Annotated in this window: 16 protein-coding genes; 10 read left to right on the forward strand and 6 right to left on the reverse strand. The window is 72.0% G+C overall.

Annotated features, from left to right (window positions below; genetic code table 11):
* The first annotated feature begins 41 nt into the window (after nucleotides 1-41).
* Nucleotides 42-518 (forward strand): AtaL-like protein, encoded by a 477-nt coding sequence (locus tag HW837_RS08605; protein WP_052682959.1) that lies wholly within the window; start codon nucleotides 42-44, stop codon nucleotides 516-518.
* A 27-nt stretch (nucleotides 519-545) separates the two neighbouring features.
* On the opposite strand, the gene HW837_RS08610 is transcribed toward HW837_RS08605, so the two are convergent.
* Nucleotides 546-3,368 carry a helix-turn-helix transcriptional regulator gene (locus tag HW837_RS08610; protein ID WP_193380980.1) on the reverse strand — a complete coding sequence of 941 codons (2,823 nt, stop codon included), beginning with the start codon at nucleotides 3,366-3,368 and terminating at the stop codon, nucleotides 546-548.
* 447 nt (nucleotides 3,369-3,815) lie between these two features.
* Here HW837_RS08610 and HW837_RS08615 point away from each other — a divergent pair, with 447 nt between their 5' ends.
* Genes HW837_RS08615 through HW837_RS08635 form a run of 5 tightly spaced genes read left to right on the forward strand, consistent with a single transcriptional unit; the run spans nucleotide 3,816 to nucleotide 9,163 of the window.
* Nucleotides 3,816-4,664, forward strand: coding sequence for a 2-amino-3,7-dideoxy-D-threo-hept-6-ulosonate synthase (locus tag HW837_RS08615; RefSeq protein WP_193380981.1), 849 nt, complete (start codon nucleotides 3,816-3,818; stop codon nucleotides 4,662-4,664).
* A gap of 59 nt (nucleotides 4,665-4,723) precedes the next feature.
* On the forward strand, nucleotides 4,724-5,830 hold the full coding sequence (gene griH, locus HW837_RS08620) for a 3-amino-4-hydroxybenzoic acid synthase (protein ID WP_193380982.1): 1,107 nt from the start codon (nucleotides 4,724-4,726) through the stop codon (nucleotides 5,828-5,830).
* A gap of 8 nt (nucleotides 5,831-5,838) precedes the next feature.
* The gene (locus tag HW837_RS08625; RefSeq protein WP_193380983.1) at nucleotides 5,839-6,615 is read left to right on the forward strand and encodes an amidohydrolase family protein; all 777 of its coding nucleotides are present in this window, start codon (nucleotides 5,839-5,841) and stop codon (nucleotides 6,613-6,615) included.
* A gap of 5 nt (nucleotides 6,616-6,620) precedes the next feature.
* Nucleotides 6,621-7,925 (forward strand): phenylacetate--CoA ligase family protein, encoded by a 1,305-nt coding sequence (locus HW837_RS08630; RefSeq protein ID WP_193380984.1) that lies wholly within the window; start codon nucleotides 6,621-6,623, stop codon nucleotides 7,923-7,925.
* Between the two features lie 23 nt (nucleotides 7,926-7,948).
* Nucleotides 7,949-9,163, forward strand: coding sequence for an FAD-dependent monooxygenase (locus HW837_RS08635; RefSeq protein WP_193380985.1), 1,215 nt, complete (start codon nucleotides 7,949-7,951; stop codon nucleotides 9,161-9,163).
* 136 nt (nucleotides 9,164-9,299) lie between these two features.
* Here the strand turns inward: HW837_RS08635 and HW837_RS08640 are convergent, their stop codons facing one another.
* Both HW837_RS08640 and gcl read right to left on the reverse strand, forming a co-directional pair.
* Nucleotides 9,300-10,541: an aspartate kinase gene (locus HW837_RS08640; RefSeq protein ID WP_313895510.1), complete on the reverse strand. Its 1,242-nt coding sequence runs from the start codon at nucleotides 10,539-10,541 to the stop codon at nucleotides 9,300-9,302.
* Nucleotides 10,542-10,689: 148 nt separating this feature from the next.
* Nucleotides 10,690-12,474 carry a glyoxylate carboligase gene (gene gcl, locus HW837_RS08645; RefSeq protein WP_045559649.1) on the reverse strand — a complete coding sequence of 595 codons (1,785 nt, stop codon included), beginning with the start codon at nucleotides 12,472-12,474 and terminating at the stop codon, nucleotides 10,690-10,692.
* 278 nt (nucleotides 12,475-12,752) lie between these two features.
* Between gcl and HW837_RS08650 the strand changes: the two genes are divergently transcribed.
* Nucleotides 12,753-13,457: a hypothetical protein gene (locus tag HW837_RS08650; RefSeq protein WP_193380986.1), complete on the forward strand. Its 705-nt coding sequence runs from the start codon at nucleotides 12,753-12,755 to the stop codon at nucleotides 13,455-13,457.
* Nucleotides 13,458-13,538: 81 nt separating this feature from the next.
* On the opposite strand, the gene HW837_RS08655 is transcribed toward HW837_RS08650, so the two are convergent.
* Both HW837_RS08655 and HW837_RS08660 read right to left on the reverse strand, forming a co-directional pair.
* Nucleotides 13,539-15,122 carry an AMP-binding protein gene (locus HW837_RS08655; RefSeq protein WP_093791201.1) on the reverse strand — a complete coding sequence of 528 codons (1,584 nt, stop codon included), beginning with the start codon at nucleotides 15,120-15,122 and terminating at the stop codon, nucleotides 13,539-13,541.
* Complete coding sequence (locus HW837_RS08660; RefSeq protein WP_045559652.1) at nucleotides 15,119-16,798, reverse strand: AMP-binding protein; 1,680 nt, start codon at nucleotides 16,796-16,798, stop codon at nucleotides 15,119-15,121. Before HW837_RS08660 ends, HW837_RS08655 begins: the two co-directional genes overlap by 4 nt.
* Before the next feature lie 101 nt (nucleotides 16,799-16,899).
* Here HW837_RS08660 and HW837_RS08665 point away from each other — a divergent pair, with 101 nt between their 5' ends.
* From HW837_RS08665 to HW837_RS08675, 3 genes are all read left to right on the forward strand, one after another.
* Nucleotides 16,900-17,772, forward strand: a complete 873-nt coding sequence (locus HW837_RS08665) for a helix-turn-helix transcriptional regulator (RefSeq protein WP_390623547.1) — start codon at nucleotides 16,900-16,902, stop codon at nucleotides 17,770-17,772.
* A gap of 186 nt (nucleotides 17,773-17,958) precedes the next feature.
* On the forward strand, nucleotides 17,959-20,811 hold the full coding sequence (locus tag HW837_RS08670) for a helix-turn-helix transcriptional regulator (RefSeq protein ID WP_193380987.1): 2,853 nt from the start codon (nucleotides 17,959-17,961) through the stop codon (nucleotides 20,809-20,811).
* Nucleotides 20,812-21,221: 410 nt separating this feature from the next.
* Complete coding sequence (locus HW837_RS08675; protein WP_045559654.1) at nucleotides 21,222-22,019, forward strand: S1 family serine peptidase; 798 nt, start codon at nucleotides 21,222-21,224, stop codon at nucleotides 22,017-22,019.
* A 140-nt stretch (nucleotides 22,020-22,159) separates the two neighbouring features.
* Here HW837_RS08675 and HW837_RS08680 read toward each other — a convergent pair whose 3' ends face one another.
* Nucleotides 22,160-23,278, reverse strand: coding sequence for a winged helix DNA-binding domain-containing protein (locus HW837_RS08680; RefSeq protein ID WP_193380988.1), 1,119 nt, complete (start codon nucleotides 23,276-23,278; stop codon nucleotides 22,160-22,162).
* Nucleotides 23,279-23,648: the final 370 nt, after the last annotated feature.

Below are 23,648 nucleotides of genomic sequence, written 5' to 3' on the forward strand. Positions count from 1 at the left end.
TCGCGTCCGCCGCACCGCCGGACCACAGGAGGCGAACACCCATGTCCGTGCTGAGCTGGACCCTTCCGGTCGTCGGAGAGGACGAGGAGGGAAAACGGCAACTGGATCCCGAGGAGGTCTGGCAGGGCCTGCTGCTCAAGGCGGAGAATCCCGTTCCGTTCATCGCCGGCATCACCGCGTGCCAGGTGCTGGAGCGTCACAAGGACGGGCTGCTGCGGGAGATCACGGTGGCGGACCGGGCCAAGGCCCGTGAGCGGGTCGTCTTCCACGACCGCCGGCTCATGGTCTTCCACCAGGTCGACGACCCGTACCTCGCCGAGATCCACAACGAGATCGGGCGGGACGAGCAGGGGACGACCACGCTCACGATCAGGGTGCTGCTCTCGGCGGAGGGGAAGGCCAAGGGCGAGAGCGACGACTCCTTCGTGGAGTCGACCGCACGCTACTTCGGCGGGATCGTGCAGCCCATCGTCGACACCATCGTCCGTCTGCGGGGCGGGCCGGGGCCGGGGGCGTGACCGCCGGGGGGCGGTCACGCCCGGCGGTCAGGCGGTGGTCCGTTCGCCGCCCGCGTCGTGCAGCATCGCCTGCCGTGCCAGCTCCACCCGGCTGGAGACACCCAGCTTGGCGAAGGCATGCCGCAGATGCGTGTCCACCGTGTGCGGCGACAGGAACAGCCGTTCGGCTGCGGCCCGGTTGGTCAGCCCTTCCGCGACCAGACGCACCACGCGCAGCTCGGCGCCGGTGAGGCTGTCCCAGCCCGTCTGCGCCCGCTGCACGGACTGCCACTTCTTGCGGCGTACGCCCAGGCCGCGCAGGGCCCGCTGGACCCGTGCGACGGACCGGGTGGCGCCGCAGTCGGTGAACCGGCCGAGGGCCTCCTCCAGCAGGGCCACCGCGCGGCCCCGGCGCCCCGCCCGGGTCTCGGCGTGCGCGGCGTCCTCCAGGGCGATGGCCCGCGCCAGATGGCGGGGGCTCGCGCGGTACGCGTCCAGCGCCGCGTGCAGCATCGCCACGTCATCGGTGAGGAGCCCTTCGGCGTGGTGGGCGGCGGCCGCGAGCGAGAGGGTCCTCGGGGTGCCGTCGGCCAGCTTCCGGGCGACGGCCGCCGCGTGCCGGGCCTCCTCCGACGCCCCCGCGTCGAGCGCGAAGCGCACCAGGGCGGGCGCCGCCCACGCGACCTGGGTCAGCAGCAGGGGGCGCTCGTCGAGTCGTTCGTACACCCCCGACAGAGCCGTCACCGCGGCCTGGGGGTCGCCCTCCGCGTACGCCAACTGGGCCTGCAGCCAGGCGATGTCCTCCGGCACGACCCCGTAGCCGGACTCGGCCATACGGTGGGCCTCCGTGAACAGCCCGCGGGCGCGCACCAGTTCGTCCCGGTGGATCGCCACCTGGCCCAGAATGGTGAGGAGGGACGGAACGATGGCCAGCGCGCTGAGCTGTTCGGCCACCGCCTTCCCGGCCACGGCCTCGGCCTGCGCGTCGCTCAACTGGCCCGCCATGAGCCGCAGTTCGGCCCGGCCGTAGTGCCACAGGGGCAGTGACCAGGCGGAGCCCAGCGCCCGGGTGTCGTTCTCCCCCAGCTCCAGGACGGCGTCGGCCTCGCCGAAGCGGTCGGCGGCGACCAGCGCCCGGCCCAGCCACAGCCGGGGATGCCGGTGCCGTGCGTCGCCGCCTGTGTCGTCGGCCAGCTGTACGGCCTCCGAGGCGAGGGAGACCGCCTCGTCGACCCGGCCCAGGATGCGCGCGGCGACGCTGCGAGCCGCGCCCGCGTACACCACGGTGTCCGGCTCACCGACCGCCATCGCCTCGATCGCGGAGGCCTCCGCGCCTCGCACGTCGTCGCCGTTGAGCAGGGCGTGCGACTGGACCGCGAGGAGCCGGCCCCGGACCGGATCCGTGATCCCCTGCTGGGTCAGGGCGCGGCGGGTGTACTCGACCGCCATCGCGTCCTGGCCGGCGTGCTTCAGCGCCTCGGCCAGCCCGACGTACACCGAGGCCTCCTGCGCGCGGCTGATGTTGCGGTGCAACGCCTCCGCGCCGAGGTCACGGGCCTCGGTGATGCGGCCGGACGAAGCCAGCAGACTCACCGCCCGCGCGATCAGACCGGACGCCTCGGGGTCGTCGGCGGGCAGCAGGCCGAGCGCCTCCAGGATCAGGTCGGCGGCCGTGCTGGGCGAGGTGGAGGCCACCTCGTCCGCCGCCGCGCAGAGCACGTCGACGGTGTGCGGGTTGTCGCGGGAGGCGCCGCGGATCAGATGCAGCGCGGTCTCGGCCCGGGGGCTGCCCGCGGCCTCCAGCACGGTGGCGGCCTCCTGGTGCAGGATCCGCCGGACCGAGCCGGTGAGGGAGTCGTAGACCGCTTCCCGGATGAGGTCGTGCCGGAAGGCGAGCGCCGTGCCGTCGTCGACCAGCACGTGCGCCTCCACCGCCTCCTCGACCTGCGGCAGCAGGGCGACGCCGCGCTCGCCCAGCAGACCGGCCGCCTCGCTCGGCAGGAACGGGCGGCCGAAGACCGACCCGGCCTCCAGGAGCCGCCGGGTCGGTGCGGACAGGTGGCGCAGCTGGTAGTCCACGGCGCTCAGGAAGTCGTCGGGCAGGACGTCGTCCCCGACGACCTCGACCATGTCGGCCACCCGCAGCAGCCGGTCGTCGTCCCCCAGCGCCTTGAGCAACTGCTCCAGCAGGAAGGGGTTGCCGTCGCTGCGCGCGGCGAGCGCCGCCAGGGTAGGGCTCGGTTCCGCACCGAGCACGTGCGAGCAGAGCTGCACGACGGCGTCGGGGCCGAGCCGTCCGAGGACGACGTGTTCGGCGCCGTCCTGGAGGAGCCGGCCGACCACGTCGTAGCGCGACGACTGGACCGACGGCGAGCGCCGCGCCAGCAGCCACTGCACCGGGCAGGCGCGCAGCCTGGGCACCAGGATCTGCAGGGTGAACGCCGTGAGTTCGTCCATGGACTGGGCGTCGTCCAGGGCTATGACGAGCGGGCGGGTGCGGGCGTGCTCCTCGATGAGGTCGCCCAGCCGGCTGACCAGCCAGAAGCGGTCGGCCTCCTGGCTGCCGAGGCCGCGGAGCGCCGCCATGTCCGCCCGGTCCACGACCGGCGGCCCGCTGTCCCGCAGCGCGGACAGCAGCACCGCGAGCGGCGCCACCCGGTCGAGTTCGGTGGCGCGGCCCAGCGCGAAGGTCATCCCCAGCCGCTCCGCCTCCCGGGCCGCTTCCTGCAGCAGTCGGCTCTTTCCGATGCCGGGTGGTCCCTCCACCACGAGACACCGGCCACCGCCCGACGCCGTCGCCCGCAACGCGTCGCGCAGTAAGCCCAGTTCGGTGTCCCGACCGACGGCTGGACCCGCGTTCTTCACAACCATGCTCTGTCTCGTCCCCCCGTGGCGATCGGCCGACGACGGCCCGTGGTCTCCCGGCTCGGCCCGTCATCGGCACATGCTTTCGATGCCCACCGTAACGGCTGCGGAACGTTCCGCGAGCTGGCATTTCTCCTGCGACCCCGCTCGATCATGGCTGAAATTCTCGACCCCGGTGGCACATACATGCGTCATGCATGTAGCACCCCTGGATCCCCCCATGTGACCGAACGGGCCGCGCACACACGGGACTTCTCGGGACACTCGGTCCGCATGCGTCGCTCTGCCCGAATGTCGCGTGGCGCGCCGCGCCTGGATCACGTGAACGAGCGATGTCACACCACGGCCGGTCGGCGAAAGATTCTCGTCATAAGGGACACGGCAAACCCGAGTGACGCGGACCCAGGAACTACGGGGGTTCCCTGCTCGACATCCGCAGGGAGGGGATGTGTGATGTTCACGAATCTTTCATTCGGCCGCAGACTCCGGCTGAGGCGTCTGTACGGCGGCGACGGCGACAGGCTGCTCGTCGTGCCGCTGGACCACCCCATCAGCGACGGGCCGATCATCACGCGTGACGGCGGTCTCGACACGCTGGTCGGTCAACTCGCCGACAACGGCGCCGACGCGGTGGTCCTGCACAAGGGCGGACTGCGTCATGTGGATCCGGCCCGGTTCTCGCGGACGTCGCTGATCGTCCATCTGAGCGCGAGCACGATGCACGCCCGGGACCCGGACGCCAAGTACCTCGTGAGCGGTGTCGACGAGGCGCTGCGGTACGGCGCCGACGGGGTCAGCGTCCACGTCAACCTCGGTTCGGCCGAGGAGCAGCAGCAGATCGCGGACCTCGGCCGGGTGTCGGACCTCTGCGACCGGTTGAACGTTCCGCTGCTGGCGATGATCTACCCCAGAGGGCCGAAGGTCACCGATCCGCGGCAGCCCGCCCTCGTGAAGCACGCCATCACCGTGGCCGCCGAGCTGGGCGCCGACATCGTCAAGACGCCGTACGTGGGGTCGCCCGACGCGATGGCGGACGTGGTCAAGGACGCCGCCATTCCGGTCATCGTGGCGGGCGGACCGCGCAAGACCACCGTGCCCGACGTGCTGGCCTATGTGGACGAGGCGCTGCGCGGCGGCGTCAGCGGCTTCGCGATGGGCCGCAACATCTTCCAGTCCGCCGATCCGGGCGCCATGACACGGGAGATCGCGCAGCGCCTGCACAAGGTCCCCGACCGCCCTTTCGGCGACCGACTCTCCACCCAGGGCGCGCACCCGGGGCAGCTGCAGACCGTCGCCGGCTGAGCCACCGCCCCGACATCTCTCGCCCCTCCACCACCCCTACCTCTACGGGAGTACGGAACATGAAGATCAGCTGGCTGGACGTCCGGGGCCTCGGCGAGGCCAAGGAGGCGATCCTTCAGGAAGCTCTCCACTACCGCGTCGAGGGCATCGTCGCGGACGAAGTCAAGGATCTGGCGGATCTGCCCCCCACGGTCACCAAGATCCTCTTCCCGCAGGGCAAGGACCTGCCGGACGACTTCGGCGACGCGACGGTGGTCGTCGTGGACCCCGCCCGCCATGGTGTGACCCCGGCCGAACTGGCCCTCAAGCACCCCGGTGTGGAGTTCGGCCGGTTCGTGGAGATCATCGACGCGCCGACCCTGGAGGACGCCTGCGAGTCGGCGCGTACCGAGCGGTGGAGCCTGCTGCTCTTCCGGGACCCGACCAAGATCCCGCTGGAGATCGTCATCGCCGCGGCCGCCCGCGCGACCGGCAGCCTGGTCACCGTCGCCCAGGACGTCGAGGAGGCGGAGATCATCTTCGGTGTGCTGGAGCACGGCTCGGACGGCGTGATGATGGCGCCGAAGGCGGTCGGAGAGGCGGCCAAACTGAAGGCCGCGGCGCAGGCCGACGTCCCCGACCTCGGTCTGACGGAGCTCGAGGTGGTGGAGACCGCGCACATCGGCATGGGTGAGCGTGCCTGCGTGGACACCTGCACCTACTTCCGCGAGGACGAGGGCATCCTGGTCGGCTCGCACTCCAAGGGCATGATCCTGTGCGTCAGCGAGACCCATCCGCTGCCCTACATGCCGACCCGTCCGTTCCGCGTCAACGCGGGCGCCATCCACTCCTACACCCTGTCCAAGGACGAGCGCACCAGCTACCTCAGCGAACTCAAGGCGGGCAGCAAGGTGATGGCCGTCGACATCAAGGGCCGTACCCGGATGGTGACGGTCGGCCGGGTCAAGATCGAGTCCCGCCCCCTCATCTCCATCGACGCGGTCGCGCCGAACGGCCGCCGGGTGAACCTCATCCTCCAGGACGACTGGCACGTGCGGGTGCTCGGCCCCGGTGGCGTCGTCCTCAACAGCACCGAACTCAAGCCCGGTGACAAGGTGCTGGGCTACCTGCCGACCGAGGACCGGCACGTCGGTTACCCCATCGACGAGTTCTGCCTCGAGAAGTGAGTCCTGCCATGGCGGTGGCGACGGACGGACGAGAGGTGCTGGACTTCCACGTCCGGCTCGCGCCGGTGCCCGGGGCACCGGACCGTCTGCTCGCCACCATGGACGAGTGCGGCATCGGCCGTGCGGTGGTCTGTGCGGGCGGCACCATGCCGCTCGCACAGCTCTCCCGATTCCTGGTGGAGGGCGGGCACATCGAGTCGGACGCGGACAACGAGGCGGTGCTGCGGGCCTGCGCCGCGTCCGACGGCCGGCTGATCCCGTTCTACTTCGCCAACCCGCACCGGGCACCGGAGCGCTACCGCCGCGCGGCGGCGGACTTCCGCGGTGTGGAGATCTCCCCGGCGGTGCACGGAGTCGCGCTGGACGACCCGCGCACCGCCGGGCTCGTCGAGGTCGCCCGGGACGTCGGGCACAGCGTCTACACCGTGTGCCTGGAACGTCCCGGCAGCAGGGTCGCCGACCTGGTGACGCTCGCCGCGCGCCACCCCGAGGTCACCTTCGTCCTCGGGCATGCGGGCATCGGGAACATCGACCTGTACGCGGTCGAGTCGATCGCCCCGCTGCCGAACGTGCTGCTGGAGACATCGGGCGGCTACACCTGCGTGGCCCGCGCCGCGGTGGAGCAACTGGGCGCGGACCGGGTGCTCTTCGGCTCCGAGGCCCCGCTGCAGCACCCGGAGGTGGAGCTGACCAAGCTCCGCCGCCTGGGGATCGGTGACGACGACTGGCAGAAGATCGCGTGGCGCAACGCAAGCCGTCTTCTCGGACTGGAGGGAACGGAGTGACGACGATGGACAAGCTGCCCCGTATCGGGGACTGGGCCACCTACGACGAACTCGCGGCGCGACAGCGGGCGGTGCTGCCCCAGGTCCTGGCACGGGCCGCAAAGTCGCCCTTCTACCAGGCCCGCCTGGGGCCGGACGGAACACCGGACGATCCCGCCGGCTTCCACCGGCTGCCCACCACCACCAAGACCGACCTGCGCGACAACTACCCGTTCGGCATGCTCGGCGTCGCGAAGAGCGAACTGGCGACGTACCACGAGTCCAGTGGTTCCACCGGCCGGCCGACGCCGTCCTACTACACGGAGGACGACTGGGTCGACCTCGCCGAGCGCTTCGCCCGCAAGCGGGTCGGCATCGGCGCGTCGGACACCCTGCTGGTGCGCACCCCCTACGCCATGCTGCTCACCGGGCATCTGGCGCACGCGGCGGGGCGGTCGCACGGTGCGACGGTGGTCCCGGGCGACAACCGCTCACTGGCCATGCCGTACTCACGGGTCGTCAGGGCGCTGCACGACCTCGACGTCACGCTGACCTGGTCGATGCCCACGGAGTGCCTGCTGTGGGCCGCCGCGGCCCGGGCCGCGGGGCTCCGGCCCGACGAGGACTTCCCGGCGCTGCGCGCGCTCTTCGTCGGCGGCGAGCCGCTCAGCCCGGCCCGGCGGGCCCGGATCAGCCGGGTGTGGGGCGTGCCGGTGGTGGAGGAGTACGGCTCCACCGAGACCGGGAGCCTGGCCGGCGAGTGCTCCGAGGGCCGGCTGCATCTATGGGCGGACCGCGTCCTGTGCGAGGTACGGGACCCCGAGACCGGGGAGATCGGCACGGAGGGCACCGGGCAGCTCGTCGTGACGCCGCTCCACCGGGAGGCCATGCCGCTGCTGCGCTACAACCTGGAGGACGCGGTCGAGGTGTCCTACGACCCGTGCCCGTGCGGCTGGGTGCTGCCCACCGTCACCGTCCTCGGACGGGATGTCTACGGACACCGGATCGGCGACACCCTGGTCACCCAGCACCGGCTGGAGGACCTCGTGTACCGGCTGCCGGACACCTACGGCGTGCTGTTCTGGCGGGCGCAGACCGCGTCCGGCCACCTGCGTGTCGAGGTCGAGGTCGAGGCCGCGCACGAGGCCGCGGCCTGCGGCGAACTCGCGGCGGCGGTACGGCGGGAGCTGGGCGTGGAGTGCCGGGTCGAAGGGGTCGCACCGGGCGGCCTGGTGCCGCTGGACGTGCTCACGGGCATGCCCGATGTCGTCAAGCCGCGAAGCCTGTTCGGTCCCGACGAGGACTGGAACAAGGCCGTCCTCTACTACTGAGACGCTCGTCGAGAGTTGTGATCATGAATCTGAGTCGCAGAGCCCCCTCGTGGGGCCACGGCGAGTGCCGCATCGCCATCGTGGGTGCCGGCATCGCCGGCCTCACCGTGGCCCTGGCCCTGGGGCGGGCCGGCATCCGCAGCGAGGTCTTCGAGCAGACGAAGAACCTGCGCGAGGTGGGCGCCGGGGTGCAGGTCGCGCCCAACGCCACCCGTCTGCTGCACCGTCTCGGTCTCGAACGACGGCTGAACACGGTGGCGGTGCGCCCGTCCGCGGTGGAGATGCGCCGCTGGGACGACGGCCGACTGCTCGGCCGCACCGACCTCGGAGACGCCTGCGAGGATCTGTACGGGGCGCCGTACCACACCGTGCACCGCGCCGACCTGCACCAGGCGCTGCTGTACGGCATCGACGACAACAACCTGCACATCGGCCGCCGTTGCGTGGGCGTCGAGGAACTGCCGGACGCGGTACTGCTCCGGTTCGAGGACGGCTCGGTGCACGAGGCGGACGTGGTGATCGGTGCCGACGGCATCCACTCGGTGGTGCGTGACGCCCTCGCCATGGACGAGCCCAGGTTCTCCGGGCAGTCCATCTACCGGGGGCTGGTGCCGGGCCGTCACCTGCCGTTCCTCGTGGAGGACCCGAAGGTGCGGCTGTGGCTGGGGCCGGACCAGCACTGCGTGTGCTATCCGGTGAGCGCCGGCGAATGGATCAGTGTCGGGGCCACGGCCCCCGCCGGCGACTGGTCGGTCGAGTCGTGGACCGCCGAGGGCCGTGTCGAGGACCTCGTCGAGACGTACCAGGGCTGGGACGAGGAGGTGCTCACCGTCCTCAAGGCGCTCGACCGGGTGGGACGCTGGGCCCTGCACGACCGCGACCCGCTTCGGCACTGGTCCACCGGCAGGATCGCGGTGGTGGGGGACGCGGCGCACCCCATGCTTCCCTTCCAGGCCCAGGGGGCCAACCAGTCGATCGAGGACGCGATCGTGCTCGCCGCCTGCCTGCGGGAGGCCACGCGGGACGGCATCCCGCAGGCGCTGAAGCGCTACGAGCAGGTGCGCCGACCGCGCACGGACCGGCTTCAGCAGATGTCCCGGGTGAACGCCCGTACCTTCCATCTCTCCGACGGACAGGGACAGCGCGAACGCGACCAGTCCCTGGCCGGCGCCCAGAACCTGCGCGAACAGGAGTGGTTGTACGGCTACGACGCCGAGTCGGCGCTCCTGGCGGAGTAGCGCGCCGGACGGACGACGGCGCCGCGGCCCGGGAGCCGCGGCGCCGTCGTCCGTCCGGCGGACGTCTGTTCGCCCCACGTCGGCGGTCGCCCGCCGGTGTCACCCGCCGGTGTACCCACCGGCTCACCCGTCGCTGTCACCCGTCGCTGTCGGTGTCGGCGAGGCCGAACTCCGTGTGCAGGAGCCTCAGGGTCTCCACGTGATGGTGGCGGGGGACGATCACCGAGACGCGTAGCTGCGAACTGGAGACCCAGCTGGTGGCGATCCCCACCCCGGAGAGCACCATGGTGAGACGGGCCAGATACTCCGGGCGGTTCAGCAGGCCCATCCCGACCAGGGACACCTTGGCGACGTCCGTGTCCACCCGGATGCCGCCGCCCAGCGGGGCCACGGCCCTCTCCAGCGGCTCCCTGATCCGCTCGACATCGCTGTGCCGGATGGTGAAGCCCATCCGGAACTCCTCCTCCTGCGGACCGGAGCGGGCGACGAGGTCGACCGGGACCGCGTTTCCGGCCAGGATGCCCAGGATCGTGGAGACCGGGTCGCCCTTGCCCTTGCAGTGCACGAGGACGCGCGCCACGTCCGTGTCCGACGTGATGGCGCTGACCGCGCTCCCGGTCTCCAGCAGCCCCGCGTCCCTCTGGCTCACCACGGTCCCCTCCCTGTCCACCAAAGAGCTTCTGACATGCAGATCGACTCCCTTGGCCGCGGCCAGCTCCGCCGACCTGGAGTGCAGCACCTTCGCGCCCGAGAACGCCATCTCCACCATGACGTCCGCGGACACGTACGGGAGCTTGCGGGCCGCCTCCACCAGACGGGGATCGGCCGTGTACACGCCGTCCACGTCCGTGTAGATCTCACAGCTGCCGGCGTCGAGGGCGGCCGCGAGCGCCACGGCCGTGGTGTCCGAGCCACCGCGGCCCAGGGTGACCACGTCACCGACGTGGTTGATCCCCTGGAAGCCCCCGACGACGACCACGCGTTCCTCGTCCAGGCAGCTCCGCACCCGCCCGGTGTCGATCGTGTCGATCATGCCCTCACCGTGGCGGCCCACCGCCCGGATGCCGGCCTGCGGCCCGGTGAGGGAGACGGCCGGCACACCCAGCCGCTCCAGCGCCAGGGCCAGCAACGCGGCCGAGGCGTACTCGCCCGTCGCCAGCAACTGGTCGGTCTCCCGCGGCGCCCGCCGTGCCGCGTCCCGCCCCCCGATCTCGTCGACCAGGGCCAGGAGTTCGTCGGTGGTGTCTCCGCGGGCAGAGACGACGACCACGGTGCGCCGGCCGGCACGGCGGGTCGACGCCACCCGCTCGGAGATCCTGCGAAGTCGCTCCGCCCCGGCAAGCGAACTCCCCCCGTACTTCTGCACCAAGATGCCCACGGCTGGTCCCTCCCCCGTCCCCGATCCGGCCGCGCGGTCTGGTTCGGTGCTGCGGCCCTCTCGGAGCCTGCCTTGCCGGGCGGGCCGGGACATCACCCGTTCGCGGGATGCCGAGGGGTGGGAGCGGGATTCCCGGCCCGCCCCGGTCTCACCCCCGCAGCGCCCTGATCGACGTGGGCGCGTGCCCCGGCTCCGTCGCGAGTTCCTCGAACTCGACCACGTTGCCGATGTCGTTCGTCGTGGACATCGAGATGTTGGTGACGCGTTCCAGGATGGCCTCGACGACGACGGGCACCCGGTGCTCCGCCGCGAGCTTCCTGGCCTGTTCGAAGGCGTCGGCCAGGTCGGCCGGGTCGGTCACCCGGATCGCCTTGCAGCCGAGGCCCTCGGCGACCTTGACGTGGTCGACGCCGTAGACGCCCAGCTCGGGCGAGTTGACGTTCTCGAACTCCAGGTTGACCTGGAAGTCGATGTCGAAGGCGCGCTGGGCCTGGCGGATGAGGCCCAGATAGGCGTTGTTGACCAGGACGTGGACGTACGGGATGCGGTGCTGCGCCCCGACGGCCAGCTCCTCGATCATGAACTGGAGGTCGTAGTCACCGGAGAGGGCCACGACGGACGCCTCCGGGTCGGCCTTGGCGACGCCGAGCGCGGCCGGCACGGTCCAGCCCAGGGGGCCCGCCTGACCGCAGTTGATCCAGTGGCGCGGGCGCTGGACGTGGAGCATCTGGGCGCCGGCGATCTGGGAGAGGCCGATGGTGGAGACGTACCGGGTCTCGGGCCCGAAGGCCTTGTTCATCTCCTCGTAGACGCGCTGCGGCTTGATCGGGATGTCGTCGAAGTGCGTACGGCGCTGGAGGCGGGCCCTGCGGTCCTGCACCTCCGCCGCCCAGGCCGAGCGGTCCGGCAGCCGGCCCTCGGCCTTCAGCTCCCGTGCCACGGCGACGAACAGCTCCAGCGCGGCCCTGGCGTCGGAGGCGATGCCGTAGTCGGGGGCGAAGATCCTGCCGATCTGGGTGGGCTCGACGTCGACGTGGACGAAGGTGCGTCCGGCGGTGTAGACGTCCAGTTTCCCGGTGTGCCGGTTGGCCCAGCGGTTGCCGATGCCGAGGACGAAGTCGGACTCCAGGAAGGTGGCGTTGCCGTAGCGGTGGGAGGTCTGGAGGCCGACCATGCCGGCGTTCAGCTCGTGGTCGTCGGGCAGGGCGCCCCAGCCCATGAGGGTGGGGACCACCGGAACGCCGATCAACTCGGCGAATTCGACGAGGAGTTCGCAGGCGTCGGCGTTGATGATCCCGCCGCCGGCGACGATCAGCGGCCGCTCCGACGCGTTCAGCATCCCGATCGCCTTCTCGATCTGGGCGCGGGTGGCGGCGGGCTTGTAGACCGGGAGCGGCTCGTAGGTGTCGGGGTCGAACTCGATCTCGGTGAGCTGGACGTCGATGGGCAGGTCGATGAGGACGGGCCCGGGACGGCCGGAGCGCATCAGGTGGAAGGCCTGCTGGAAGACGCCGGGGACCTGCGCGGCCTCCAGGACGGTGACGGCCATCTTCGTGACCGGCCTGGCGATGGCGGCGATGTCGACGGCCTGGAAGTCCTCCTTGTGGATCACGGTCGTCGGCGCCTGGCCCGTGACGCAGAGGATCGGGATCGAGTCACCGATGGCCGAGTAGAGCCCGGTGATCATGTCGGTGCCGGCGGGCCCGGAGGTGCCGACGCAGACGCCGATGTTCCCGGCCCGGGTGCGGGTGTACCCCTCGGCCATGTGCGAGGCGCCCTCGACGTGCCGGGCGAGGGTGTGCTGGATGCCGCCCGCGGCTTTCAGGGCCGCGTAGAAGGGGTTGATCGCGGCGCCGGGGACCCCGAACGCGTCTTTGACGCCTTCGCGCTTGAGGATCTCGACTGCCGCGCGGGCAGCGGTCATACGAGCCATTGCGTACTCCTGCTTCAGCTGCCGGACTCGCGCTCCCGTCGCGCCCCGCGGTGAGCACTTCCGTGATCTCGTCAGTGGGTGGTGAACCTGCACAGTTTCCATATTACGGAAAACTTTTTCTGCTATCTGGAAGCAATGTAGGGGGCGGGTCGAGAAGCGTCAAGGGCGGGGTCCGGGGAATCCACCGGGGCCTCTCGGGGTGTTTCCCTGCCGGGGCGGCCCCGCCTGGAGGACGATGAGGAGGCGGTTTCGACGGGCCCGGCGGTGGGGTGGGGAGCATGAGCGAGAGCATGGCGGTGCGGTGCCCGGACTGCGGGCGGGAGCACCGGTACACCGCTCCGGCCTACCCCTGCGCGTGCGGCGCCCCGGTCGCCCCGGCCCTGAACCACCGCGCCGCCGCCATCGCGGTCACCCACCACACCTGGGACGAGGACTGGGTCACCGTCCACTGCGGGACGTGCGGTCGCGCCGACCAGTGGCCACAGCCGGAGCTGGGCTGCTCCTGCGGGACCGTGCTGCGCGTCCCCGTGGCCGGCTCGCTACGGCCGCTGGGCCCGGGCGGCACCGGGGGCCCGGCCGGGGCGAGCGCCGGCCCCCGGGCGGCCTTCCGGCCCGTCACCATCCGTACGGCCCGCGACGCGGTCACCGCCGTCGCCCTCTATCTGCGCTGGCTGGGCTACGAGGACATCCGCCGCGCCGACCAGCGCCAGCCCTCGGGGATCGGGCTGGCCGCGCGGGGGGTCCTGGTCCAGGTGGACCCGTCGGTGCGCCCGGCCTCGCTGCGCGACGTCGAGTGCCTGTGGCTGACCGCCATGACGGAGTCCACCGACTGCGTCCACTTCTCCCTCGCCGGGTACGCGAACGACGCCCGCGACCGCGCCGACGGCCTGGGCGTCTCCTTGTTCGTCCTGGACCTCACCGGCACCCCGCAGCCGGTGAACCGCGCTGCGACGGACCTGGTCGCCACCGGCGCGAGGGTCTGACCGCCGATCCACGCGGCTCACCGGCGCCGGGCACCGCAGCTGCCCGGCTGCCCGACCGCCGGGGGCTGTCCGGCTGCCGGGCTACCCGGCCGCGTAACGCTCCCGCAGTTCCACCTTCCGCACCTTCCCCGACACCGTCATCGGGAAGGTGTCCAGGATGCGCAGCGCGCTGGGGATCTTGTAGTGCGCCAACCGCCCGTCGCAGTAGGCCCGCAGCTCCTCCAGCGTGGGCGGCTCCGCGCTCTCGCGCGGGATGACGCAGGCGAGCACCTCCTCGCCGTACCGCTCGTGCGGCACACCCACCACCTGGACGTCGGCGATCTTCGGGTGGCCGTACAGGAACTCCTCGATCTCGCGCGGGTAGATGTTCTCGCCACCTCGGATGATCATGTCCTTGATCCGGCCGACGATCTCGACGTAGCCGTCCTCGCGCATCGTCGCCAGGTCCCCGGTGTGCATCCACCGCCCCGCGTCGACGGCCTCGGCGGTCTTCTCCGGCTCCTCCCAGTAGCCGAGCATCACGCTGTAGCCGCGCGTGCACAACTCCCCCGCGACGCCGCGCGGTTGTGTCACCCCGGTCGCCGGGTCGACGATCTTCACCTCGATGTGCGGCAGGACGCGTCCGACGGTGCCGGTGCGGTGGGCCAGGTCGTCGTCGCGCCGGGTCTGCGTGGAGACGGGCGAGGTCTCGGTCATGCCGTAACAGATCGAGACCTCCGTCATGTGCATCTCGGCGACCACCCGCTTCATCACCTCCACCGGGCAGGGCGAGCCCGCCATGATGCCGGTGCGCAGGGAGGAGAGGTCGAACGCGGCGAAGTCGGGGAGGTTCAACTCCGCGATGAACATGGTCGGTACGCCGTACAGGGAGGTGCAGCGCTCCTGCTGGACGGCCTCCAGGGTGGCCTTCGGGTCGAAGGAGGGGGCCGGGATGACGACGCACGCGCCGTGCGAGGTGGCCGCGAGGTTGCCCATCACCATGCCGAAGCAGTGGTAGAAGGGCACGGGCACACAGATCCGGTCCTGCTCGTCGTAACCGAGCAACTCGCCCACGGAATAACCGTTGTTCAGGATGTTGTGGTGGGAGAGGGTCGCCCCCTTGGGGAAGCCGGTGGTGCCCGAGGTGTACTGGATGTTGATCGGGTCGTCGCAGGACAGGTCCTCGTACGGCACCGGCGTCCCGCGCGCGAGCAGCGCGTCCCAGCTCGGGTCACCGAAGTAGACGGTCTCCCTCAACCGCGGGCAGTTGGAGCGCACTTGCTCGACCATCGCCCGGTAGTCGCTCGTCTTGTGTCGCAGCGACGCGAACAGGAACGAGATCCCGGCCTGCTGGAGGACGTACTCGACCTCATGGGTGCGGTAGGCCGGGTTGATGTTCACCATGATCGCGCCGATGCGGGCGGTGGCGTACTGCACGAGCACCCACTCGGGGCAGTTGACCGCCCAGATGCCCACCCGGTCGCCCTTGGCTACGCCGCTCGCGAGCAGCGCGTACGCCAACGCGTCGACGTCCGCGGCGAATCGGGCGTACGTCCAGCGCCGCCCGGACGGCACGTCGACCAGCGCCTCACGGTCGGGCCAGGCGGCGACGGCCCGGTCGAGGTTGGCGCCGATGGTGTCGCCGAGCAGCGCGGTCCCGCTCGTCCCGTGCGTGTACGAGTTCACCGGAAGTCCTCCTCGCGGTACTCCGCGTCCGAGCCCGCGGCCGTGGCCTCGCGCAGCTCGATGCGGCGGATCTTGCCGGAGACCGTCTTCGGGAGGTCTCCGAACTCCAGGCGGCGCAGGCGCTTGTAGGGGGCGAGGACGGTCCGGGAGTGCTCGAAGAGCACCTTCGCGGTGTCCGGTCCCGGCTCCCAGCCGGCCGCCAGCACGATGTACGCCTTCGGCACGGCGAGCCGCACCTCGTCCGGCGCGGGGACCACGGCCGCCTCGGCGACCGCCTCGTGCTCCAGCAGGGCGCTCTCCAGCTCGAACGGGCTGATCTTGTAGTCGCTGGCCTTGAACACGTCGTCCGCGCGGCCGACGTAGGTGAGGTAGCCGTCCGCGTCCCGGGAGCCGATGTCGCCGGTGCGGTAGTAGCCGCCGGCCATGGCCTCCGCCGTACGGTCCGGGTCGCCGTGGTAGCCGGTCATGAGGCCGACGGGGCGGCCCGAGAGGTCGAGGGCGATCTCGCCCTCGTCGGCGTCGGGGGCGCCCGAGACCGGATCGAGGAGGACGACCCGGTAGCCGGGGGCGGGCCGGCCCATGGAGCCGGTCTTCAGCTTCTGGCCGGGGCTGTTGGAGACCTGCACGGCGGTCTCTGTCTGGCCGAAGCCGTCCCGGACGGTGACGCCCCAGGCGCGGCGGACCTGCTCGATGACCTCGGGGTTCAGTGGCTCCCCGGCGGCGACGACCTCGCGGGGCGGGGTCCCCAGCCGGGTCAGGTCGGCCTGGACGAGCATGCGCCACACGGTGGGCGGGGCGCAGAAGGTGGTGACACGCGCGCGGTCCATCTCCGCGAGCAGCCGGCCGGCGTCGAAGCGGGCGTAGTTGTGGAGGAAGACGGTCGCCTCCGCGTTCCACGGCGCGAAGAGGTTGGACCATGCGTGCTTGGCCCAGCCGGGCGAGGAGATGTTGAGATGGACGTCGCCGGGGCGCAGACCGATCCAGTACATGGTGGCCAAGTGGCCGATGGGGTACGACACATGGGTGTGCTCGACCAGTTTGGGCCGGGCGGTGGTGCCCGAGGTGAAGTACAGCATCAGCGGGTCGGTGGCGTTGGTCGCGCCGTTCGGCTCGAAACGGGCGGGGGTGGCGTAGGCCTGCTCGTAGGGCCGCCAGCCCTCGACCGTGCCGCCGACCGCGGTGCGGGTGTAACGGCCGGGCACGTCGGCGAACTTGGGCGTCTCCTCGGCCCGCGTGATCACGTGCCGGACCCGGCCGCGCTCGACCCGGTCCCGCAGATCGGCGGGGCCGAGCAGCGGGGTCGCGGGGATGACGACGGCGCGCAGCTTCATCGCGGCGAGCGCGGTCTCCCACAGCTCCGCCTGGTTGCCCAGCATCACGAGGATGCGGTCGTCGGCGCGCACGCCCCGGTCCCGCAGCCAGTTGGCCACGCGCGAGGAGCGTTCGGACATCTCGGCGAAGGAGAGCCGGGTCTCGGTGCCGTCCTCCTCCACGATGTGCAGGGCCGTGCGGTCGTTCCCACGTGCGATCACGTCGAACCAGTCGAGCGCCCAGTTGAAGTACTCGGGGCGCGGCCAGTGGAAACCCTCGTAGGCCGTGGCGTAGTCCTCGCGATGGGCCAGCAAGAAGTCCCGGGCCGCCCGGAACTCGTCCGTGGCGCTCGTCCTCGCCGACATGTGTCCTCCTCATTGCCGGACCGTTGCCTGGCATCGTGTAATGCGTGATACACGTCTCGCCACCCCCGAACGGGGGTGCGCCGCGAGGAAGGGGCGAGTTCGTGGCACCGGATCCCTCGGATTCCGTCGGTACGGCCCTGTCGGGCCCGGCGGACATGCGCGGCGCGCTGCACCGGCTGCGACAGGCCACCGGCCTGCCGCTCGCCTTCGCGGGGCTGGTCGAGCCCGGCTCCGGGCACCTGCGCATCAGCGAACTCCAGGGCACCCGGACGGTCTCGCTCCAAGGTCTCGCCGTGCACTCCGGGAACGGCCTCGGCGGCAAGGCGGTGGCCCTCGCCCGCCCGTGCGGGGTGACCGACTACTCGGTGTCGCGCCGGATCAGCCACGAGTACGACGCCGCGGTCGCCGCCGAGGGCATCCGCTCCGTCCTCGCGGTCCCCGTCGTCGTACGGCGCCAGGTGCGCGGGGTGCTGTACGGCGCCCTGCGCACGGCCCAGCCGCTGGGCGAGCGCACGGTCGGGGCGGCGCTGGAGGCGGCACGGGACCTGGAGCAGGCGCTGGTGGTGCGTGACGAGGTGCGGACCCTGCTGGCGGCGACCACGCCGCCCGAGAAGGATTCGGCCAAGGCGTGGGAGGAGGTCCGGGGGGCGCACGGGGCGCTGCGCGCGCTCGCTCCGCGCGTCGACGATCCGGAGCTGCGGGAGGAGCTGCTGCGGGTGTGCGGGCGGCTGGCCGGGGCGACCGGCGGGGAGGGCACCGCGCCGGAGCGTGTACCCCGGGTCACCCTCACGCCGCGTGAGACGGATGTGCTGGCCTCGATCGCGACGGGGGCGAGCAACCGGGTCACCGCGGACCGGCTGGGGCTGCGCCCCGAGACCGTGAAGGCGTATTTGCGTTCGATCATGCGCAAGCTCGGGGCGCACGGCCGGTGGGAGGCGGTGGTGGCGGCTCGGCGGGCGGGGCTGTTGCCGTAGCGGGTCACGTCCCGGGGCCCAGCCCGACCCGGTCGTCACCTGCCGGTGGACATTCATGTAACGCGCATGTGAAATTCCCTATGCCGTACCCTTCCTGTTATTTCCCACACCGGGCCGCGTTCCGAAATTCAAAGACTGGACGCCTAATATTGGCCCGGACACGACACTCGAGGGGAGCGGTGGCCCGTGCGACGGGAGTTCAAGGAGCCTGGGAGACCCCGCCCCGACCTGGTCATAGGCAGGGAGGAGCTGTTCGCGGGGGCACGCGAACAGCTGTCGCGGGGCGGCAGCGTGCTCGTGCACGGTTCCGCCGGCATCGGGAAATCGACCGTTCTGCGCGCCCTGGCCGCCGAATACGACGAATCGGCACGCACGGTGTTGCGCTGCTCGGCCACCGAGTCCGAGTCGCATCTGCCGTTCCTCGCCCTGACCGACCTGCTCGGCCTCGTCATGGACGAGGTGTCCGACCAGTTGCCGGCGCCGCAGCGCACCGCCCTGGAGTCCGCGCTCACCGGCCGTGGCGAGTCCACGCTCCAGCGGGACGGGTTGGCCCTGCGGCTGGCCGTGCTGTCGACGCTGCGCGCGCTGGCCGCCAGGGGCCCGGTGCTGATCGTCGCCGACGATCTGCAGTGGCTGGATCCGGCCAGCGTGGAGCTGCTCGGGTTCGCCGCGCGACGGCTCGGCGAGATGCCGGTGCGCATGCTGTGCGCCGTACGCACCTCGACGGACCCCCATGGTCACGAGCAGGACAGGTATCTACGCGCGTCCCCGCCGGACACCCTCGCCCTCCGGGTCGCCCCGCTGTCCCGCGCGCACGTCGCCGAGCTGCTGGAGAACCGCGGCTACACCGGTCTGCCCCGCTCGACCGTGCGGGACATCCACCGCACCAGCGGCGGCAACCCGCTGTTCGCGCTGGAGCTGGGCCGCGCCCTCTCCGACAGCTCGACCCCGCCGCGGCCGGGCGAGCCGCTGCCCGTGCCGACCTCGCTGCGGACCCTGGTCCTGAACCGGCTGGACATGCTCTCCGCCGAGGCCCGCCGCACCCTGCTGGTCGCCAGCGCCGGTGCCCGGCCCACGGTGGCACTGCTGCGCGCCGCCGGGCGGGAGAACGCCGAGGCGGAGACCGCGCAGGCCGTCGAGCTGGGCCTGCTCGCGCCGGAGCGGGAGGGGCCCGGCGTGCGGTTCGCCCACCCCCTGGTCTCGGCCGCGCTGTACGCCGAGGCCACCGCACAGGAACGGCGGGCTGCCCACGCCGCGCTGTCCACCGCCGCCGTCGACCCCATCGAGCGGGCCCGGCACCTGGCGCTGGCCACCCAGGGCACCGATCCGCAGGTCGCCGCACGGCTCGGCGAGGCCGCCGCTGTGGCCCGGGACCGGGGCGCGCCCTCGGTCGCCGCCGAGCTGGGACTGCTCTCGGCCCGGCACACCCCGGCGGACGCGACGCCCGGCCCGGACGAGCGGCGGTTGCAGGCGGCCGAGGACGCGATCACCGCCGGCGAGAACGACCTCGGCCGGGACATCGCGCGTGAGGTGCTGAGCCGGGCCACCGAGCCCGCCGAGCGGGTCCGGGCCTGGATGGTGGTGATCGACGCGGCCGGGCAGTCCCTCGCCGAGGTCGATGCCGTCTATCCGCAGGTGCTCGCCGACGCGGGCGACGACCCGCGGCTGCTCGGGCTGGTCCGCTACCAGCTGGCCTGGCGGGCGCTGGTCCTGGAGGGCGACTTCGCGCAGAGCCGGGAGGAGGCCGCGCGCGCGGCGGAACTGGCCGGACGCGCCGAGGACCGGCGCACCGAGCTGCTCGCGCTCTCCTTCCAGGCGCAGACCGAGATGCTGATGGGCCACCCGGACGCGCCCATGACGATCAAACGGGCCCTGAAGGAGCCGCAGGACCCGCTGCTCGCCTGCCACCACAACGGGGCGGGCGCGACCCGCTTCCGCTGGCTGATGATGAGCGACCAGCTCGGCGAGGCCCGCGCCACGATCACCTCGCTGCTGCGGGAGGTGCGCCGGCGGGGCATGGTCGAGAGCGAGGTGCACTACGTGCGCTTCCTCGCCGAGACCGAACTGCGCTCCGGGCACTGCGGCCGGGCCCTCGACCTCGCCCGCGAGGGCTATGTCCTGGCCCGGGACTCCGGCATCGGCGAGGGCGCGTCCGCCATGCTCACCTCCCTCGCGGAGGCCGCCGGCGGTGACGTCGAACGGGCCCGGGCGCTCGCCCGCGAGGCCGCCGACCGCGCGGAGCAGGACGGCGACCTGATGTACCTCTCCCGCGCCCTGGGCGCCCTCGGGCACGCCCAGCTGGTGGCCGGGGACGCGTCGGGGACGGTCCAGTCCCTGCGTCGCGTACGGGAGTTGGAGGACGGGCTCGGGATCTACGACCCGGCGCGCGGCCGGTGGCACGGCGACCTCGCCGAAGCCCTGGTGCGGGTGGGTGAGTTGGCGGAGGCGCAGGACGTCGTCGACGTCACCCGGCAGCAGGCGCTGCGGCTGGGCCGGGAGAGCGTACTCGCCGTCCTCGACCGCACCGAGGCCCTGGTGCGAGCGGCTCGGGGTGAACAGGAGGCCGCCGTACGGCAGTTGACGTCGGCTCAGGACCGGCTCGCCAAGCTGGGCTACGGTCTGGAGGAGGCGCGGGCCGCGTACGCCCTGGCGGGGCTGCGTGCCGTCCCGCAGGGCCTCGGTCCCGCCCGGCCAGGGGGGACGCCCACGCCGGGCGCGTACGACGAGGCGTCCCGGCTGTTCCGCCGGTGCCGCGCCCTGCCGTGGCTGCGCCAGGTGGAGGAGGTCTCCGTCGCCCCGGCGCCCCCGCCGCAGCCCGCGATCGCCCCGTCGGCGCTGGACGCCCTCGCCGTGCTCGCGGCGACGGAACGCCAGGTCGCGGAGCTGGTCATGGAGGGCGCGACCAACCGGGAGATCGCCGGTCGGCTGTACATCAGCGTGAAGACGGTCGAGGCGACGCTCACGCGCGTCTACCGGAAGCTGGGTATCCGGTCGCGTGTGGACATCGTGCGTCTGGCGGCGGGACACCGTACGAACTGACCTCCCCGGGACCGGCTGACGAGCCCCTCCCGGGGGCTGGGCCCTGTTGTCGCGTTCCCGTCTGCTTCTCGTCTGCCGCGTCCGCTTCTCGTCTGCCTCGGACGCATCTCGCCTGCCGCGCTTCGGAGACATGCGTGGCATCCGTGGGGGCGGCGACCTTGCGGCTCCAGCCTAGGCTCAAACCCCGGCCCGGGTCATCGAGGGTTTTCCCTCCCCAACTCCCTTAGGGGGATCCCCCCTTGGGAGGGGATCACTCCGGCTCATAGTTTTTGTGACGTGCCCACGCCAGGGCACACAGTCCGGCCCGCCGTCCCGCTCGGCTCCCCCGAGCGGGACGGCACCGCCGGACCTGTGCACCGCTCCCCCCACCCGCGCGTCCCCCACCCCGGCAACCCCCCATGAGGAGAACCATGTTCGGGTTCAACCGCGCCAAGAAGACGCTCGTCGCCGCCGCCGCGACCGCCGCCGCCTCCGCGGCCGCGCTTCTGGCAGCCCCCGGCGCCGTCGCCGCTCCCCAGCCCATCGTGGGTGGCACCACCACCACCGCGAGCGCGTACCCGTACGTCATGCAGATCACGAACGCCTCGCAGAGCCAGTTCTGTGGTGGCACCCTCGTCTCGCCCACCAAGGTGATCACCGCCGCTCACTGCATGGTCGGCAGAACGACCTCCAACACCCGCGTCGTCGGTGGCCGCACCTACCGCAACGGCACGAACGGCACCGTCAGCACCCTCAGCAAGATCTGGATCCACCCGAGCTACAACAGCTCGACCATGACCAGCGACGTGGCCGTGCTGACGCTCGCCGTCGCTCAGCCCTACACCACGGCGTCCTACGTCAGCGCCTCCCAGACGGGCGTCTACGCGGCCGGCACCACCGCCCGCATCATCGGCTGGGGCACCACCTCCTCGGGCGGTACCTCCTCCAACCAGCTGCGCACGGCGACCGTGCCGGTCGTGGCCGACTCGGTCTGCGGCAGCTCCAGCTCCTACGGCTCCGAGTTCGTCGCGAGCTCCATGGTCTGCGCCGGTTACTCCGCCGGCGGCGTCGACACCTGCCAGGGCGACAGCGGCGGTCCCCTGATGATCGGGGGCGTCCTGGCAGGCATAGTTTCCTGGGGTTACGGCTGCGCCGACGCGCAGTACCCCGGCATCTACACCCGGCTGACCACCTTCTCCAACACGGTGGCCGCGCAGGTCAACTCCTGACCTGACGGGGAGAAGCCGGCCCACGGACTCCTGAGGCGCACCCTCAGGTGATACCAGGGGGCGCCGCGAACCTGCCACGAGCGGTTCGGGGCGCCCCCTCTCCACTGTGCGGACGGCGGCGCGGCGCGGGGGCACGACGGTCACCGGCCGCCGGCCGCCACCGTGCCCAAGCGGATGTCGTACGACTCGCCGCCGTGCAGGGTGCCGAGCAGACGGCCCGCTTCCTCCACCAGTTCCGTCCGCTGCCGAGCGGTGAGGGACCCGAAGGGTTCGAGGGTCACGACATCGGCGTCGAGCTTCCAGATGCCGGCCAGGAAACCGTCGACGAGGAACGTGCGGTGCGCCTGGTTCCCCTGCCAGGAACGGCCCTTGAGGTCGGGCGGGATCACCCGGGAACGGTCGGCGTGGGAGAGCAGCAGATTGTCGAACTCGGGGAGCAGCCGGGGCGGCGCCGGGGTCTCGGGGTCGGGGCGGGGCGCGTCCGGGAGGTCGAAGAGTTCGGTGCCGCGCTCGTCCCGGAAGGTGACCAGCTCCGGGCGCAGCCGCTCGAACGCGTCGCGCAGGCGGGTCAGTCCGGCCCAGGTCTGCATGTCCTTCACGGAGGCGGGCCCGAAGGCGGCGAGATAGCGCCGGACCACGGTCTCGGGTGCCGGGGCCTCTTCGGCGGGCCGGCCGAGCCAGTGCTCGGCGGTGGTCAGGGCGACCGGCCCACTCCTCCCCCACAGGCCGCGTGGTGTGACCTGGACCAACGGCAGTCGGCAGCGCGCGGCGAGACCGAGGGCGAACGGGTCGGCGTCGGGCCACTCCACGGCCAGCGCCTCACGCAACTGCTTCAGCGTGCGGGGCTCGGCCTCCACGAGTTCACGGGAGAGGGCCTCCAGGCGGTCGAGATCGACACCGACCAGCCCCTTGCGGAACAGGTTCAGCTCCCGCTCCCGGGCCGGCTGCACCAACGGCCGCAGGGTGAGGCAGTCCTCGGCGGTGTGCGTGTGGATCGTGGACCGCATGCTGACGATGCGCACGGCCCGGCGATCGGCCATCAGCACGGACAGCTGCTCGGGCGCGAACGCCTCCAGCCGTGCCGCGAGCGCGTAGTAGGGCGGCCGCACGTTCTGCGCCTGGAGGCCGAGGAGGTGCTCGACGGCGTCGTGGGCGGACATCTCCACCCGGTTCAGGAGGAGTTGACGGGCCAGGGTCGCACGATTGAGAGCGAGGGTGCCGAGCCGGGGAGCGGCGGTCTGGGACGCCTTGTTCGTCATGCGTGCACGCTAGCGGGCATTGCGGACAACTGCTGTCCTCGATGGTGGGCCGGCGGGATTCGGTGTTGGGGGGATCGAATGCGGGCCGTCGAATGCGGGCGTCGAACGCGGGGATCGGTCTCGGGCGGCGCCAGTTGCGCGGGCGTCGGCTTCGGGGGCGCCGGTTTCGCGGGTGCCGAGGTCGCTGGAGTCGAGGTCACGAGAGTCGAGGTCACGGGCGCCGAGGTCACGGGTGCCGAGGTCGCGTGAGTCGGCCTCTTCGGCCCTGTCGCACTTCGCTGTCGCCGCCGCGTCGTTTGCCCCGTATATCCTGCCGCGTGGGCGAGGGAACCCTGCCCCGTATCCTGCTCGGTGATCAGACAGTCGTACG

It is taken from the genome of Streptomyces caniscabiei (assembly GCF_014930365.1).
In the GTDB taxonomy this organism is placed as follows: Bacteria; Actinomycetota; Actinomycetes; order Streptomycetales; family Streptomycetaceae; genus Streptomyces; species Streptomyces caniscabiei.